Origin of the sequence: Planktotalea sp. (genome assembly GCF_050633725.1) — a bacterium.
In the GTDB taxonomy this organism is placed as follows: Bacteria; Pseudomonadota; Alphaproteobacteria; order Rhodobacterales; family Rhodobacteraceae; genus Planktotalea.
This window is the reverse complement of the sequence record NZ_JBOEHB010000012.1, coordinates 252,527-266,393: the sequence shown is the minus strand read 5'-3', so window position 1 is coordinate 266,393 and position 13,867 is coordinate 252,527. Positions and strand designations below refer to the sequence as shown.

General features: G+C 52.7%; 18 protein-coding genes. 3 read left to right on the top strand and 15 right to left on the bottom strand.

Annotated features, from left to right (window positions below; genetic code table 11):
• Positions 1–42: 42 nt before the first annotated feature.
• The 6 genes from lpxK to ACRBCU_RS12245 form a co-directional block, all read right to left on the bottom strand.
• Positions 43–1,026 (bottom strand): tetraacyldisaccharide 4'-kinase, encoded by a 984-nt coding sequence (gene lpxK, locus ACRBCU_RS12270; RefSeq protein ID WP_431365680.1) that lies wholly within the window; start codon positions 1,024–1,026, stop codon positions 43–45.
• Positions 1,023–2,237 (bottom strand): 3-deoxy-D-manno-octulosonic acid transferase, encoded by a 1,215-nt coding sequence (locus tag ACRBCU_RS12265; RefSeq protein WP_431365679.1) that lies wholly within the window; start codon positions 2,235–2,237, stop codon positions 1,023–1,025. The genes lpxK and ACRBCU_RS12265 overlap by 4 nt, the downstream gene beginning before the upstream one ends.
• A 7-nt stretch (positions 2,238–2,244) precedes the next feature.
• Entirely contained in the window at positions 2,245–2,487 is a 243-nt protein-coding gene (locus ACRBCU_RS12260; RefSeq protein ID WP_431365678.1) for a DUF4170 domain-containing protein, read from the bottom strand.
• Positions 2,488–2,531: 44 nt separating this feature from the next.
• On the bottom strand, positions 2,532–3,308 hold the full coding sequence (locus ACRBCU_RS12255; protein WP_431365677.1) for a 3'(2'),5'-bisphosphate nucleotidase CysQ: 777 nt from the start codon (positions 3,306–3,308) through the stop codon (positions 2,532–2,534).
• Positions 3,295–4,641, bottom strand: coding sequence for a TldD/PmbA family protein (locus tag ACRBCU_RS12250; protein ID WP_431365676.1), 1,347 nt, complete (start codon positions 4,639–4,641; stop codon positions 3,295–3,297). Before ACRBCU_RS12250 ends, ACRBCU_RS12255 begins: the two co-directional genes overlap by 14 nt.
• Before the next feature lie 113 nt (positions 4,642–4,754).
• Positions 4,755–6,275 (bottom strand): DUF2125 domain-containing protein, encoded by a 1,521-nt coding sequence (locus tag ACRBCU_RS12245; RefSeq protein ID WP_431365675.1) that lies wholly within the window; start codon positions 6,273–6,275, stop codon positions 4,755–4,757.
• 122 nt (positions 6,276–6,397) lie between these two features.
• On the opposite strand from ACRBCU_RS12245, the gene ACRBCU_RS12240 reads away from it, so the two are divergent.
• Together ACRBCU_RS12240 and ACRBCU_RS12235 are read left to right on the top strand one after the other, a co-directional pair.
• Positions 6,398–7,150, top strand: a complete 753-nt coding sequence (locus ACRBCU_RS12240) for an SDR family oxidoreductase (protein WP_431365674.1) — start codon at positions 6,398–6,400, stop codon at positions 7,148–7,150.
• Complete coding sequence (locus ACRBCU_RS12235) at positions 7,147–7,758, top strand: enoyl-CoA hydratase/isomerase family protein (protein WP_431365673.1); 612 nt, start codon at positions 7,147–7,149, stop codon at positions 7,756–7,758. Before ACRBCU_RS12240 ends, ACRBCU_RS12235 begins: the two co-directional genes overlap by 4 nt.
• Here the strand turns inward: ACRBCU_RS12235 and ACRBCU_RS12230 are convergent.
• From ACRBCU_RS12230 to ACRBCU_RS12190, 9 genes are read right to left on the bottom strand one after another with little or no spacing between them, the layout of a single operon-like run.
• The gene (locus tag ACRBCU_RS12230) at positions 7,755–8,261 is read right to left on the bottom strand and encodes a flagellar basal body-associated FliL family protein (protein WP_431365672.1); all 507 of its coding nucleotides are present in this window, start codon (positions 8,259–8,261) and stop codon (positions 7,755–7,757) included. The genes ACRBCU_RS12235 and ACRBCU_RS12230 overlap by 4 nt on opposite strands.
• A gap of 11 nt (positions 8,262–8,272) precedes the next feature.
• A complete protein-coding gene (gene flgH / locus ACRBCU_RS12225; protein ID WP_431365671.1) occupies positions 8,273–9,004 on the bottom strand; it encodes a flagellar basal body L-ring protein FlgH in 732 nt (243 codons plus the stop codon).
• Positions 9,005–9,012: 8 nt separating this feature from the next.
• Positions 9,013–9,435, bottom strand: coding sequence for a flagellar basal body P-ring formation chaperone FlgA (gene flgA / locus ACRBCU_RS12220; protein ID WP_431365670.1), 423 nt, complete (start codon positions 9,433–9,435; stop codon positions 9,013–9,015).
• Positions 9,435–10,220, bottom strand: coding sequence for a flagellar basal-body rod protein FlgG (flgG, locus tag ACRBCU_RS12215; RefSeq protein WP_431365669.1), 786 nt, complete (start codon positions 10,218–10,220; stop codon positions 9,435–9,437). The genes flgA and flgG overlap by 1 nt, the downstream gene beginning before the upstream one ends.
• A 19-nt stretch (positions 10,221–10,239) precedes the next feature.
• Entirely contained in the window at positions 10,240–10,953 is a 714-nt protein-coding gene (locus ACRBCU_RS12210) for a flagellar hook-basal body complex protein (RefSeq protein ID WP_431365668.1), read from the bottom strand.
• Between the two features lie 6 nt (positions 10,954–10,959).
• Entirely contained in the window at positions 10,960–11,226 is a 267-nt protein-coding gene (locus tag ACRBCU_RS12205; protein ID WP_431365667.1) for a flagellar biosynthetic protein FliQ, read from the bottom strand.
• Between the two features lie 3 nt (positions 11,227–11,229).
• Entirely contained in the window at positions 11,230–11,523 is a 294-nt protein-coding gene (fliE, locus tag ACRBCU_RS12200) for a flagellar hook-basal body complex protein FliE (protein ID WP_431365666.1), read from the bottom strand.
• Positions 11,524–11,556: 33 nt separating this feature from the next.
• Positions 11,557–11,937 (bottom strand): flagellar basal body rod protein FlgC, encoded by a 381-nt coding sequence (flgC, locus tag ACRBCU_RS12195; RefSeq protein WP_431365665.1) that lies wholly within the window; start codon positions 11,935–11,937, stop codon positions 11,557–11,559.
• Between the two features lie 24 nt (positions 11,938–11,961).
• Positions 11,962–12,363: a FlgB family protein gene (locus ACRBCU_RS12190; protein WP_431365664.1), complete on the bottom strand. Its 402-nt coding sequence runs from the start codon at positions 12,361–12,363 to the stop codon at positions 11,962–11,964.
• Between the two features lie 95 nt (positions 12,364–12,458).
• Between ACRBCU_RS12190 and ACRBCU_RS12185 the strand changes: the two genes are divergently transcribed.
• A complete protein-coding gene (locus tag ACRBCU_RS12185; RefSeq protein WP_431365663.1) occupies positions 12,459–13,814 on the top strand; it encodes a FliI/YscN family ATPase in 1,356 nt (451 codons plus the stop codon).
• Positions 13,815–13,867: the final 53 nt, after the last annotated feature.

The window sequence follows — 13,867 nt, the reverse complement described above, 5'->3', positions numbered from 1 at the left end:
TCTCTTTTGTTGAATGCGGATACGATGTGAGCAAGTTGTGAATTACGCGGTAATCGCTGTCAACGCAGCGCGAAGATCGGTGTCATTCTCAATTTGCAAGCGTACGGGCACTGTCACGACTTGCTGACGGAACGAACGGGGCAGTCTGACAGCATCTTTCTCCGTGGTGACCAACTGGGCATCTGAGAGAAGCGCATCGCTTTCCAACCGTCTCAGCAGTCCCGGTGTAAGGGTCTGATGATCGCTAAGCGCCTCTGCGCGTAGGATATGCGCGCCCATTTTCTTGAGAGTGTTAAAGAACTTTTCTGGATGACCAATGCCAGCAAATGCGATGCACCGCATTGCGTTGAAATCTATCCCAGTTTGCAAAGGCTCAAGGTGGCCTCGCAAGCGCGGGACCGAAGTTGGCCAATCCGCGTCGAATTGTTTTTGTGCTTTGCTTGAGCCAATCGACAGCACAAAATCAGCGCGTTTAAGTCCTGCGTCTACAGGCTCGCGTAGAGGCCCGGCAGGCAAACAGCGCCCGTTGCCAAAGCCCTTTTCAGCATCGACAACAACGATAGATAGCGATTTCGCGACAGCAGGATTTTGAAACCCATCATCCATGAGAACATGGCTGGCGCCTGCTTCGCATGCGGCTTGAATCCCCTTCGCGCGGTCCTTGGCAATCCAAGTCGGTGCAAAGGCGGTAAGTAATAGCGGCTCATCTCCCACATCTTGGGCGTTATTATCCGCCTTGACCAAATGAGGTCCAACTAGCTTGCCGCCATACCCTCGCGAAACAATATGAGGGGTAGCGCCCGTTTCGATCAACATCTGAGCCAACGCAATCGTGGTCGGAGTTTTTCCTGTGCCACCAGCATTGAGATTGCCGATGCAAATGACAGGCACTGGCGCATTATAGGTTGCACCTTGTGAAACGCGTCGCGCTGTCAAATACCCATACAGAGCGCCAAGCGGGGCAAGCAAGCGCGCGCGCCAATTTGGATTGCTTGGGGGAGTGTACCAAAACTTGGGGGCTCTCATGACTGACTTTCCAGTGCGTCTAGGCGCAGTTGAATTTCATCAATCACTGAATCTGTTGCTTCTGCGCCTTCTGATACTGTTAGCCACGCAGCGTGCGCCATGCTTGCGGTTTGATCTGCTGCGAGCAGTTGCGCAATGGCGCGCGATAAACTTGCGGCATCCTTGATCGCGCGCGCCGCGCCAGCTGACGCGAGTCTGGCATAGTTGTCGGCGTAGGGGCCGACGCTTGGCCCATGAATGATCGCTGAACCTAGCGACGCTGGCACATAGGGATCACAACCGCCATGACCAGCTTTTAGCGTACTGCCCAAAAAGCAAAACGGAGCGATCCGGTACCAAAGGCCCATTTCCTCAGGCTCTTCGACAAAAATTACCTGCGTGTTTTCTTCTATCGGATCTCCGTCTTCCCAATAGCAAACACGCCAGCCTTGCGATTTAAGAATAGAGCGGGCTTCAACGGCGATTGGAAAAGACGCGGCAACAAGAACCAGTGCGAGACGGTGGGTTATCTTGATTGAGGCTCTATGTGCGGTTAGCACATCCTTTAGCTCGTCTTCTTGGACATTAGAGGCAAGCCAGACCGAACGACCATTCAGATCTTCGGAAACGGAATCAAATACACTTTCGTTGACGCGTGGAGGCAAAGCTGCATCTTGCAGCGGGCCCTGAACTGGGATCGTGCGCCGCGCCGCGTCCATTTTACTCAATTGCCGGCGGCCATCCCCATCCAGCGCGGTGATGGTGTGAAATGCGTCCAGTGTTTCGCGCGCGAGCGATGGTAGCCAGCGCCAAGTTTGTTGATCCAGCAGGGTATCTTGCGCAGAAAGTAACGACATGCTCAGGTCATGTTTTTTTGCTTCTGCGATCAGAATTGGACGCAAATCGCCGCCAAACCATAGGCAAAATGAAGGGGCCCAGTGATCAAGAAACTGCTTTGCCGCATCGGATGTTTCGTCGGGCAAAGTTTGCAAGATCGTGTCTTTTCTTTTGGGGATGCGCGGAGGGGTTTCGCCGTAGGTAACCAAAAGTGTGCAAGGACCGCGCAATTGGCGCAAGCGCTCGACAAGATAGATCAGTGCGCGCGCAGTTGCTTGGTCATGCACAACCCCCCAGATGAGGGGACCCTCCGGGCGTTCAGGATAGTCGGCTGCATTGGTCGCTTTGGAACGCCGAGAAAGGGCTTTGTAGGCTGTTAAACTAAGCGTTCCCATCGCGGTTTTACCCGAGCTCTTCCGTTGTCGACGTTTCTGCAGCTTCATCACGAAGGCGATGCAAATGAGCGATATAATACCGCATATGCGCGTTATCGACTGTACGCTGTGCTTCGGCCTTCCAAGCGTTGAATGCGGTTTCGTAGTCTGGAAAGATTCCAACAACATGTAAATCGTCGACGTCTTTGAATACGTTCTTTGTGGGGTCAACGAGCTCCCCGCCAAACACCAAGTGAAGTCGTTGTACCATGGGGCGTTCCTTTTCAACGGGCGTCAAAGATTTTGCAAATCTGCCTAAGCGAGTTGCTGTAAGATGCTTGTGTGTAGCGCAGGCCCAGCCGCGAGAACACCGTTTAAACGAGGATCAAGGCCGTTAAAGCGAAGTGGCGCGCCGGTCTTGTCGCTTATGGTGCCTCCTGCTTCAGAAATGATCAAAGCGCCTGCTGCGATGTCCCATTCCCAGCTAGGGCGGAAGGTAAACATGGCGTCAAATTTGCCTTCTGCGACCAAAGACAAACGATAAGCCAAAGAGGGGCGATGATGACGTTTGAACGCAGGCACAGCTTCGCTATTCCAGTGCTTTTGATCGAGCGTAGGTTTGGCGGCTAATATCGTTGCCGAGGCAATGTCCCTTTGCGCGCTCGTTGACAGCGTATCGCCGTTCAACTGAGCCCCGTTGCCTGCACTGGCGCTGTAGAGCATATCCCGCATTGGTAGCAAAACGACGGCATTAGTAATCACCCCGTTTTCTGCAATCGCAAGCGAGTGTGCCCATGTTGTTGAGCCGCTAATATAACTGCGCGTGCCGTCGATGGGATCAATGATGAATACTCGCTCTTTCGATTGCCGCTCATCGGTATCGGCGGATTCTTCGCTCAACCATCCATAGTCAGGCCGCGCCTCGCGCAAAGTGTCTTCCAGCAAGGTATTTACAGCGAGATCGGCTTCGGTCACTGGACCAGCGCCGTCAGCTTTGTCCCATGTCTTCATATCGCTCTGAAAGAAATCCTTAGCGATATTGCCTGCGGCTTGTGCAGCATTGATGAGAAGAGAGAGATCAGTTTCCGGCAAGTGTCATCCCTTCGACCAACAGCGATGGCACGACTCGCGACAAGTGTTTGCGCGCATCATTGGCAGGAGTCATCCGCATTAACATATCGCGAAGATTTCCAGCGAGCGTACATTCGTTCACAGGATGGCTGATTTTGCCATTCTCGACCCAAAACCCTGCTGCCCCACGCGAATAGTCGCCCGTAGTTGCGTTGATTGTTGAGCCGATCATCGACGTAACCAAAAGGCCCGTGCCCATGTCGCTTACTAGGTCATCGCGCGTTTGTTGGCCCTGCGTTAGCTCTAAGTTCCAAGTGCTAGGAGAGGGCGGCGCAGAAGTGCCACGCGCAGCGTTTCCAGTTGATTGCATTCCAAGTTTACGCGCGTTGGCAAGATCAAGTGTCCAACCTGTCAGTACGCCATTGTCGATTATTGCCCGCCGCTGCGTTGGTAGGCCCTCTGCGTCAAACAAGCGAGAGCCGGGAATCCGCGCGCGATGCGGGTCTTCGATCAAGCTAAGGTGCTCGGGCAAAATTTGCTGGCCTAATGCATCTCTTAGCCACGAAGACCCGCGCGCAATAGAAGCGCCATTCACGGCTGCTATAAGGTGGCTTACCAAAGTAGATGAAACACGTTCGTCAAAAAGCACGGGGTAGCTGCCAGTCGGTGGCTTGGTTGCACCCATGCGCTCTAGTGCGCGGGACGCAGCGCTGTTTCCGATGTCTACGGCGTCGCGCAGATCAGATTGAAAGATGCGACTATCACCGTCGTAGTCGCGCTCCATCTCCGCGCCAGTTCCACCGATGGCGACACAAGAAATTGCGCGGTCTGTTCTCTTATAGCCACCGGAAAACCCATTGGTTGCACTGATGTGGACAGAGCGCGCACTATATCCACCACTTGCGGTTTGAACTTGGCTGATACCAGTATGATCTAACGCGGCTGCTTCTGCCTGCATGGCATCTTGTTGCAGCTCTGTTGGATCGGGTTCTGGGCTTGGATCACTAAGCTCCAACCCATGCGCGCCGCGCGCGTCAGATAACATGTCGTCGTCTGCGAGCCCTGCATAAGGATCTTCTGGTGCTTCGCGTGCCATAGCTACTGCGCGCTCGCACATCGCCTCGATTGTTTGCGCCGAGGTATCGGACGATGAAACACAGGCTTGTCGTTTTCCGCTGAACACGCGCAGGCCAAGGTCGATGCCTTCCGAACGCTCCGCTTGCTCTAAAACACCATTTCGCACGTCAATAGATAGTGACGTTCCACTGACTGCCATTGCATCGGCTGCGTCTGCTCCAGCTTTTTTAGCAGCAAGGAGCAAGGCATGGGTCAGTTCTTCTAAGTTTTGCGACATATGCGCTCCGTTGTCAGGTTGCTCATGAGGTAAACTGACGCGTTCGTTGTTACAAGGTTGCACGAAAAAAGGCCGCGTTGTTGCACGCGGCCTTTTTCTTAAAACGGGTCGAATTACTGAACGCGTTGACCGTTTGCGAGAATGTGGCCTGCTTCATTGATTTCGAGTTTCGACGTCAATGAATCATCCCCTTCGCCGGGGCGTGTGAAGAGGCCCATCATCATACGAGCAGCCATCGCCTGTTCCTGCGGGAGCAAGCCCATCTGAACCAATTTATCCATCAAACCGTTGCCGCCAACCAACGCGAGATCAATTCCACCTGTTGGTTTCGGGAAGCCGTCAAAACTTTCGAGGTCTGAATTGTCAAACGTGAAGTCACCCGTTCCCGTCAGTTTCGCGCCAGCAAGGGAGACTAGAAGATTGTTCAACGTAAGTGAGCGCAATTCCGCAGGCATCGCCTCGCCATCTTCGACTGCTGCCATTTGCTCGGGATCAAAAAGATCGAACAACATTTTCGCCTTACCCGCTAGATCAAATGAGATCGTTGCGGGATCGCGTGGCAACACGTTGCCGGGATCGACCATTGACCACAAAAGATCCGTCGTCTCGAAGTCACCAAAAGTGAGGCCCAGAGCAAAGTCGCTTGGATCTTCAGACTTTGAAACTGGCATCAATAGCTTGAACGCAAACTCTCCAAGTGTCGCTGACACGGGGAATGGGATATCGCCACCAGAAAAACTGAATGCCGCGCCTTGGCTTTTGCCACCGTATTCCAACACGTCAGCAAGCATGCGCACGTCAATTCTGGCGCTTTCGGCACTGCTGGTGCCAGACACTGTGTCGCCGCCATCAGTGAACGCGAACTCAGCCGAAGAACCCGTGTAGCCAAAGCCACCGGCTGCACTAAATCCGTCTTCCAAAGACTTCGCCATGTTCTCGAGGTTCATTTCAGCTGGAATATTGGTTTCCCCATCAAAAGCCAGCGAAGCAATTGTACCGTTTATGGCGACAGTGTCGTCGCCACCGGGTTCTCGGAAGTTGACCACATAGTTTGTGGCGCCTGACTTCATCTCTTGGACGATCTTGCGAATGGAACCGGGCTCCATGACCGAGCTGCCAACAAGATCCTTTGAGGCGAATTCAGCTGTGAAAACATCGGCACCGAATTTTTCACCCTCAACTTCCAGCTCGTTTAGCTTTAGGCTGAGTTCATCGGCGGTATAATTGTACGTGACTTTGGATGGATCGCCGCTGGCGATCATATTCATCCCTTTGACTGTATACTCGACCACGCCAGAAACGACTTCACCATCTGGGCCTTGCGCCGAGAAACTTAGTGGCGTGACTTCAGGAAAAACGAGATTAACCGTTCCGTCGCCATTTTCAACGAAATCAATTTTGCCCCAAGTAATGGATAGTTTGCCAGCACCTTCGGGCATAGGAGCGGTCATGGAAAGGTCTGAGATTTGCAAAGTTTTGCCTGACATTACCTCTTGTGCTTCAACAGCATATCCAAAGCCTGACATGTAGGCTTTCCAATCATCCCAAATATTTTTTGCAGTGACATCCGCGCTTGCCGCGCCCGCCAAGAAAACAAGGGATGTGGTGCTGAAAATAGCAGTCTTTAGAGACATCGAGTTATCCTTTTCGATATAAATTGGCTTGCAGCTTCAACTGACCTTGGTGCAACGTCAAGCCGATGTGTCAAATACGCCATTGTTTGGCGAGAATCCCCCATCCATGAGGAGCCCGCTAAATGCAGGAATTAGCAGGAAAAACGGTAATAATAACAGGCGCTAGTCGTGGTATCGGTGCGGCCACAGCGCGGCTTTTTGCTCAGAGCGGTAGCAATGTCGTGCTTCTTGCTCGAAGCGGCGATGAAATTGGTGCCCTCGCCGCTGAAATCGGCCCCCAAGCGCTGGCGATTACCTGCGATGTGAGCCGCTATCAGGCCGTCGAGCAAGCTGTTGCGCAAGCGATAGCCCACTTCGGGTCAGTTGATGTTTTGATCAACAATGCGGGTGTGATCGAACCGATCGCCCATCTTGCAAACGTTGATCCTGCTCAATGGGCCAAGGCTATCGAGGTCAATCTGACAGGTGTCTTCAATGGAATGCGCGCGGTTCTGCAACACATGCGTGCGGCGGGGCAGGGTACGATCATTACGGTCAGCTCTGGCGCTGCACATAGTCCAATCGAAGCGTGGTCGCATTATTGCAGCTCAAAGGCAGGCGCTGCGATGCTGACGCAATGCGCGCATCTTGAAAATGCAGGGCGTGGGCTGCGTATTATGGGCCTTTCGCCGGGAACTGTTGCAACCGACATGCAACGCAATATCAAAGCATCGGGTATCAATCCTGTAAGCCAGCTTGATTGGGACGTGCATATCCCTGCTGATTGGCCCGCAAAAGCGCTGCTTTGGATGTGTTCGAGCGATGCGAATGATTGGCTTGGGGAAGAAATAACTCTACGCGACGAAGAAATTCGCCAACGGATAGGTTTGTCATGATTGAACTAAGCAAAAACGACGGGATTTGGGTTGCGACGATCAATCGTCCAGATAAGGCCAATTCTCTCACGTTGGAGATGCTCTCTGAGCTTACCCAAATCGCGAAGGATGCCAAAGCCGCTGACGCCTTTATTCTGACAGGCAACGGCAAGGTTTTTAGCGCTGGTGCTGATTTGGAAGAAGCGCGCGCTGGGTTGGCTGTTTCTCCCATCTGGGAGGAATTGTCGGGTGCAATTGCTGCACTTCCTTGCATGAGTATCGCGGCGCTTAACGGAACTCTTGCTGGTGGCGCGATGGGTATGGCGTTGGCCTGCGATATTCGCCTCGCGGTTCCGTCTGCGAAGTTCTTTTACCCAGTGATGAAGCTTGGCTTTTTGCCCCAGCCTTCGGATCCAGCTCGGATGCGTGCGCTGATTGGTCCTGCGCGCACTAAATTGGTTCTCATGGGCGGGCAGAAAATCCTTACAGATGAGGCTCTCTCTTTTGGCTTGATTGATCGTATTTGCGACTTGGAAAGCTTGCTTCCATCTGCCTATGACATCGCCCAAGATAGTGTCGCGGCAAAGCCAGACCTGCGTGCACAGATCAAAGCCCTTTGCAGCGACTAGTTGTCTTGGCGGGCGATGTCCGTGACGAGAACATCGTTTAGAATGTCCCCAAGAACGGCGGTGCCCGCTTCTTTTAGCGAACGCCGCATGCGCAAGAGGTTTTCGGTCGTCGCAAATGCTCCGTCGAAACCTCCTAAGCTCGCGTGGTCAAAGAGCGCTTGTAGAAAGACATCTCTTACCTTTGGCTCAACGGCATAAACCTTGTCTTTGGCACCTTCGGCAACTTCGAGACTAAGCGCGACAACCGCGACGGATTTCACGAGATCGCCCTTTATGACGGGCACAATGAACTGATTGCTCAGCTTGACGTACTCGAAAGAGACATTTTCGGGCTTTGACGCCTCCTTTTCTTCGGCGTTTTCAGCCTCGGCATTCGGATCTTCACCACATGGGTCATGATCGGCAAGCTTCACGTCAGGATCGGGCTTTAACATGAGGCCAGCTGCAATTCCCGCGCCTGAAAAAACCAAGATAAGGAGAACTGGGATAAGTTTCTTGAGCATGTTCGGCTTTCTTAAAACGGCAATACTGCATCGAGAATTTGGCGACCATATCGGGGTTGCTGAAGGTCGGTGATTTGCCCGCGCCCGCCGTAAGATATGCGAGCTGACGCGATCTTGTCGTAGGTAATTTCATTTTGGCGAGAAATGTCTTCGGGGCGTACGTAGCCGTTTACCAATAGTTCACGCATTTCGAAGTTCACCCTGACTTCTTGGCTGCCTTCAATGGCCAAAACCCCATTGGGCAGGACCTGAACAATAGTTGCTGCAACACGCAAAGTGAGTTTTTCTTTGCGTTTGACTGAGCCATCTCCTTTGGTTTTGCTCTTGCTCGAAAGATCAATTGCTGAGGCAGGCGAAGCGCCATCTGGCCATTGTTTGATGACGCGCTGAGGTACGCCTAGAAAGTCAGGCATCCCGACGGCGTCAGATTCGTCGCGTGAACGGGAGGTGCTGTTGGAAATCTCAGCTTTGTCGTCAATTTCGATAACAACTGTCATTATGTCGCCCTTTTGCAAAGCGCGCCTGTCGCCCAGCAATGATTTGCGATCCCCCCTCCAAAGAGATGAGCCATCAATGAGGCTACTGCGCTCCACGGTTTGAGGTACGCCGGGGTAAATCATCGCTGAATGCTCGCGGGATTCCATCTGAGGGGTAAAGGATGGCGGCTTTCCGATATGATCGCCTGTTGTACAGGCTGCTAGACCGTAAGCGGTAAGGAAAAGTGAAAGTTTACGCTTGCTCATTGCGATCCCTATTTGTTGACGCGTACAGTTCCGTCGCGTTGAATTATTCCGAAAATGGATGTTTTTGACGCGAGGTTCATCACTCGGATGCGTTGCCCTTCAGAGCCGCGTCCGAGCGCACGTCCTTCGGTGCTCATTGAAAGGCCCGCACTGACGAAAACGATCTCTACTATTTGATTGCGTTCGATGCTCGCAGCGCGGCCGACTTGCGTGTTCAAGATCGCACGCCCAGCATAAAGCGCGACGCGGGCTTCAAGCCCAAGAACCAAATCGACAGTGCTAAATGCATTTTCTGTATCACCCCTCACCAGAATGACGTCGTCTTTCGTCAATACGTCACTGGGCCGAATGTTGCGGCTTGCTACAACATAATCGGCGGCCAAAGGGAGGGCTGTGTAAGCCAACAGAATGATGCTTAGCAAAATGCGCATCAGCGGATCTGCGTCGTTGCGCCAAGCATTTGATCCGCGGCGGAGATGACTTTGGCGTTTAGTTCATATCCGCGCTGGGCTTCGATCAACTCGGTCACTTCTCGAACTGCATCAACAGAGCTGTCTTCAAGATACCCTTGTCGTAGAGTGCCAAGACCATCGGTTCCGGGCTCGGTCACTTGCGATGGACCTGATGCTTCGGTTTCCATAAACAAATTGCTGCCGATCGCTTCTAGGCCTTTGGCGTTCGTGAAACCTGCAAGCGTGAATTGGCCTAACAATTGCGCTTCAGCGGCTTCGTCAAAGTAGGCGAAGACCTCTCCATCACCGTTGATTGAAACGCTTTTCGCTTCGGGTGGAATGACGATTTCTGGGGCAACTGGATATCCGTCATTCGTGACTATAAGACCTTCTGCATTTCGCTTTAGACCGCCGTCTCGTGTGTAGGCGGATGCGCCAGAGGGAAGCGTGACTTCGAAATACCCCTGTCCGTCAATAGCGACATCCAAATCGCTGTTGGTCGCTGACAGAGAGCCTTGTGAGAGGTATACTGATACCGAGGCGGGGCGCACACCAAGCCCAAGCTGAACGCCTGTCGGCAAAACGGTCCCATCAGATGCGTTTATCGTGCCTGCGCGCGACATTTGTTGATAATGCAGGTCGGCAAATTCAGCACGGCGTGCATTGTAGCCTGTTGTGCTCATGTTGGCGAGGTTGTTGGAAATGACCTCAACACGCATTTGCTGTGCGCTCATGCCAGTTGCAGCGATTTTTAAAGCTCTCATTGTTGCCCCTTTGTTCTGTTTATTTGATGATAGTGCGCATTGCGTTACGTAGACGTTCGTTTTCGGATTCCGCAAAACTCTGACCCATTTCATAGGCCCGTTGTACTTCGATCATGCGCGCAATTTGGGTCAACGGGTTAACGTTAGATCCTTCAAGAAACCCTTGCCGCACCCGAGCATCAAAGTTCGGCTCGATCGGGCCGTCTGCGCGAAAGTGAACGCCATTTTCGCGTAAAATCTGCGTGCCCGCGCTTGGCTGAACGATGCCAACCTGCCCCAATAACTGCCCATCTGCGCTTATTGATCCATCTGGCGCGATTGTAATGCCACTTGCGCTAGGCGGCACAAAAAGAGGGGCACCGCCCGCGTCCAACACCGAAAATCCGTCTGCGGTAACCAGATCACCCTGAGCGTTAGGCATGAAATGACCTGCGCGACTTAGGCGCTCTCCTTCAGGGGTTTGGATCAGGAAAAATCCTTGCCCGTCGATAGCAAGGTCAAGTGGCCCGCCAGTCTGAGTCATCGTTCCCGGCTCGAGCGAAGTTGCACGCGCACGCGCAGTCGCCATTGATAGCGAAGGGGCATCCTTAACGGGTTGAAGCACTTCGGAAAAAACCAAACCCTCTTGCCGATATCCAGTGGTACTCGCATTTGCGATGTTGTTGGCAATAACGCTCATCTCGCGCATGAGCCCAGATTGACGCGTGAGCGTTGTATAGCTGGCATTTTCCACTTTGCTTTATCCTCCGATTATTTGCGGCACAATTGAGCTTTGGAAATAGGTCACCAAAGTTTGGGTCATGAAGTTCATGGTCATCCAGAACACGACGACGATTGCGCCAAGCTTGGGAACGAAGGTCAGTGTCATTTCTTGAACCGACGTCAGGGCCTGCAACAGCCCCACGGTAACGCCCGCGATCAAAGCTGCGCTGAGAATTGGGATAGACATAACAACAGCGACCCAGAGCCCATGTTGCAACGTGTCAAAGAAAACCGCTTCGCGCATGGATCAGACCGGCATCCGCAGAATTTCTTGATAGGCTTCAACAACTTTGTCACGCACCGTCACGGCCGCTTCAACGGCAAGTTCGGTTTGTGCTAGAGCTTGGACCAAGGCATGTGGGTCGGCATCCCCCGTCATGGCAGCTTTGGCAATATTCTCGCTCTCGGCGAGAGTTGTTGAAAAGTCTTTGAACGTGTCTTTGAAACTATCGCCGATATCCGATTGCGCGTTCACTGCCGGATCGGTGGCTGGTTTCGTGGCTTCGTATCGTTGGCTCGCAAAGAGGGATTTGATGTCCATTCTAGACAGTCCTTTTCGGTTGGTTTGGGTAAATTATCGGCGTAGCAAGTCCATGAGGCTGCTTGACATCTGCCTCGCTTGATCAAGCATTTTCAGGTTCGCTTCATAGCTTCGCTGCGCTTCGCGCGCGTCCGCTATTTCAATAATCAGATTAACGTTAGACCCGTCATAGTGCCCTGTTTCGTTTGCAAGCGGATGCGCAGGATCGTAGATTTCTCGAAGTTCTGACGGGTCTAGGGACAGCCGCCCCAGCGAGACTTCTCCGCTTTCCCGAGAAAGGTCGAAATTGACGATTTTTCGGTGATATCCTGGGGTGTCTGCATTCGCGATATTTTCAGAAACGTGACGCAAGCGACCTGATTGGGCCTTCAACCCGCTGCTTGCAATTGAAAGAGCTTGGGAGAAGTCATTCATAACAACGTCCTTTCATAGTTAAGATCAAGAGCGCCCAAGCGAAGTGCGCAGTATGGTTAAAGAAGAGCGGTAAATCGCCAAAGCGCGATCATGTTGACGTTTGGCATCTACCGCGCGAAGGATTTCATCTTCGATTGCAACCGAATTTCCGTTCGGATCGCTCTGCGCGTTTTTATCGAGTGTAACTTTCGCGCGCCCTGCGATTTCTTCCTCGTTACGCGTGCCGTTTAGGTGCGATGTCCGGGTAGCGCGCTGCGCGTCTTTGCTGCCATCGAGGCGCAACGTGTCTTTAAACGCGGTTAAGTCTCTGGCCTGATACCCGGGGGTGTCCGCATTCGCCATGTTTTGTGCGGCAACAACTTGTAGGCGGCCTGCATGTGTAGCCATCGCATGTGCGACCTGAAATATTTCGAGTTTTTGAAACATAAGTCCTCTGCTGCGTCGAATATTTGTCTCTCTTCAACCAAGGCTTAACCCTGATTCCTTTAGAAAAAGTTTTCATGGGATTTGAGGAGAGTTTGATGACAACGTTAGCGCTTGAGGGGCTTTTGGAAGATATACGTCAAATTCAGGTCACTCGCACCTTTGGGGTCATATCACGTGTTGAGGCTGGATTGATCTACGCCGAAGGGCTTCAGCATACAGCGCAGGTCGGTGATCTTGTGGATGTGTTTGCAAGTTCTGGTGCACGGATGGGCGGGGAAGTGCTAAGTCTTTCACAAACAACAGCAATTATTCTTCCTGATGCGCCATTGGACGGTGTTTCCATCGGTGATGAAGTGATGTTGCGCGGGGCGTTGAAAATTGCGCCGAGTGATGCATGGATCGGCCGGATTGTTGATGCATCGGGTGGGCCTATGGATGGATACTACCTACCGCGTGGGCCTTTGCCCCGCGCTATTCGCGCATCTGTGCCTAACCCCGCATTCAGGCGTGGTTTGGGGGAGCGAATCGAAACTTCGATGTGTGTATTCAATACCCTTTTGCCGATTGTCAGAGGGCAACGCATTGGTCTGTTTTCAGGCTCTGGCGTCGGCAAATCGTCTCTGCTGGCGCATTTCGCGGCCCATATGGACGCGGACATTATCGTTATTGCTTTGATTGGTGAACGTGGCCGCGAACTTCGGAATTTTGTGGACAACGTGTTGGGCGAAAAGGGTATGCAGCGTACCATTGTTGTAGCGGCAACATCAGATCAAAGCCCTTTGCTTCGCAGGCGGTGCGCACAAACCGCAATGAGCGTAGCTGAGCACTTTCGAGATCAAGGAAAGCATGTTCTGCTTCTGGCGGATTCTATCACAAGGTTTGCCGAAGCCCACCGCGAGATCGCAGTGGCCAGTGGGGAAACCCCGAGTTTGCGAGGCTTTCCTGCGTCTACTGCGCATATGATTATGTCCCTATGCGAAAGAGCAGGGCCAGGGGTGAAAGGCACGGGAGATATCACAGCGATTTTCTCGGTTCTGGTCGCGGGGTCTGATATGGACGAACCAATTGCGGATATGATGCGCGGTGTTCTCGACGGTCATGTTGTACTGGACCGCGCCATTGCCGAGCGCGGAAGATACCCCGCGATTGACGCAACCCGCTCTGTGTCTCGTAGTCTTCCAGAGGCAGCAAATGAAAAGGAAAATGAGCTCATTTCAATCGCACGGCGGATATTGGGAAGCTACGAAGAGAATGCGCTAATGATCCGCGCAGGTTTATACAGTGCTGGCAGCGATCCAGTCTTGGATATCGCGGTAAAGGCTTTTAGCGAGCTCGACCGTTTTATCGCGACACAAGAACGGCTTGGAACGCAGAACAGTTTCCAGCGACTGGAGCTAGTCCTAAGAAAAGCGGGCGCGCTAGAGCTAACGGGACCAATTTCTCTAGCATAAACAAAACATGCTTCTATATTCCTAGGCAAAAGGCGCGGCAGGAGTGCAGATTA

Excerpts from the sequence above, each read along its gene's own strand:
- ACRBCU_RS12260 (WP_431365678.1), bottom strand. The coding sequence starts at position 2,487 with ATGGTACAACGACTTCACTTGGTGTTTGGCGGGGAGCTCGTTGACCCC.
- ACRBCU_RS12205 (WP_431365667.1), bottom strand. The coding sequence starts at position 11,226 with ATGCGCGAAGCGGTTTTCTTTGACACGTTGCAACATGGGCTCTGGGTC.
- ACRBCU_RS12235 (WP_431365673.1), top strand. The coding sequence starts at position 7,147 with ATGATTGAACTAAGCAAAAACGACGGGATTTGGGTTGCGACGATCAAT.
- ACRBCU_RS12230 (WP_431365672.1), bottom strand. The coding sequence starts at position 8,261 with ATGCTCAAGAAACTTATCCCAGTTCTCCTTATCTTGGTTTTTTCAGGC.
- flgG (WP_431365669.1), bottom strand. The coding sequence starts at position 10,220 with ATGAGAGCTTTAAAAATCGCTGCAACTGGCATGAGCGCACAGCAAATG.
- flgA (WP_431365670.1), bottom strand. The coding sequence starts at position 9,435 with ATGCGCATTTTGCTAAGCATCATTCTGTTGGCTTACACAGCCCTCCCT.
- lpxK (WP_431365680.1), bottom strand. The coding sequence starts at position 1,026 with ATGAGAGCCCCCAAGTTTTGGTACACTCCCCCAAGCAATCCAAATTGG.
- ACRBCU_RS12250 (WP_431365676.1), bottom strand. The coding sequence starts at position 4,641 with ATGTCGCAAAACTTAGAAGAACTGACCCATGCCTTGCTCCTTGCTGCT.
- flgH (WP_431365671.1), bottom strand. The coding sequence starts at position 9,004 with ATGAGCAAGCGTAAACTTTCACTTTTCCTTACCGCTTACGGTCTAGCA.
- ACRBCU_RS12185 (WP_431365663.1), top strand. The coding sequence starts at position 12,459 with ATGACAACGTTAGCGCTTGAGGGGCTTTTGGAAGATATACGTCAAATT.
- fliE (WP_431365666.1), bottom strand. The coding sequence starts at position 11,523 with ATGGACATCAAATCCCTCTTTGCGAGCCAACGATACGAAGCCACGAAA.
- flgC (WP_431365665.1), bottom strand. The coding sequence starts at position 11,937 with ATGAATGACTTCTCCCAAGCTCTTTCAATTGCAAGCAGCGGGTTGAAG.
- ACRBCU_RS12240 (WP_431365674.1), top strand. The coding sequence starts at position 6,398 with ATGCAGGAATTAGCAGGAAAAACGGTAATAATAACAGGCGCTAGTCGT.
- ACRBCU_RS12190 (WP_431365664.1), bottom strand. The coding sequence starts at position 12,363 with ATGTTTCAAAAACTCGAAATATTTCAGGTCGCACATGCGATGGCTACA.
- ACRBCU_RS12245 (WP_431365675.1), bottom strand. The coding sequence starts at position 6,275 with ATGTCTCTAAAGACTGCTATTTTCAGCACCACATCCCTTGTTTTCTTG.
- ACRBCU_RS12265 (WP_431365679.1), bottom strand. The coding sequence starts at position 2,237 with ATGGGAACGCTTAGTTTAACAGCCTACAAAGCCCTTTCTCGGCGTTCC.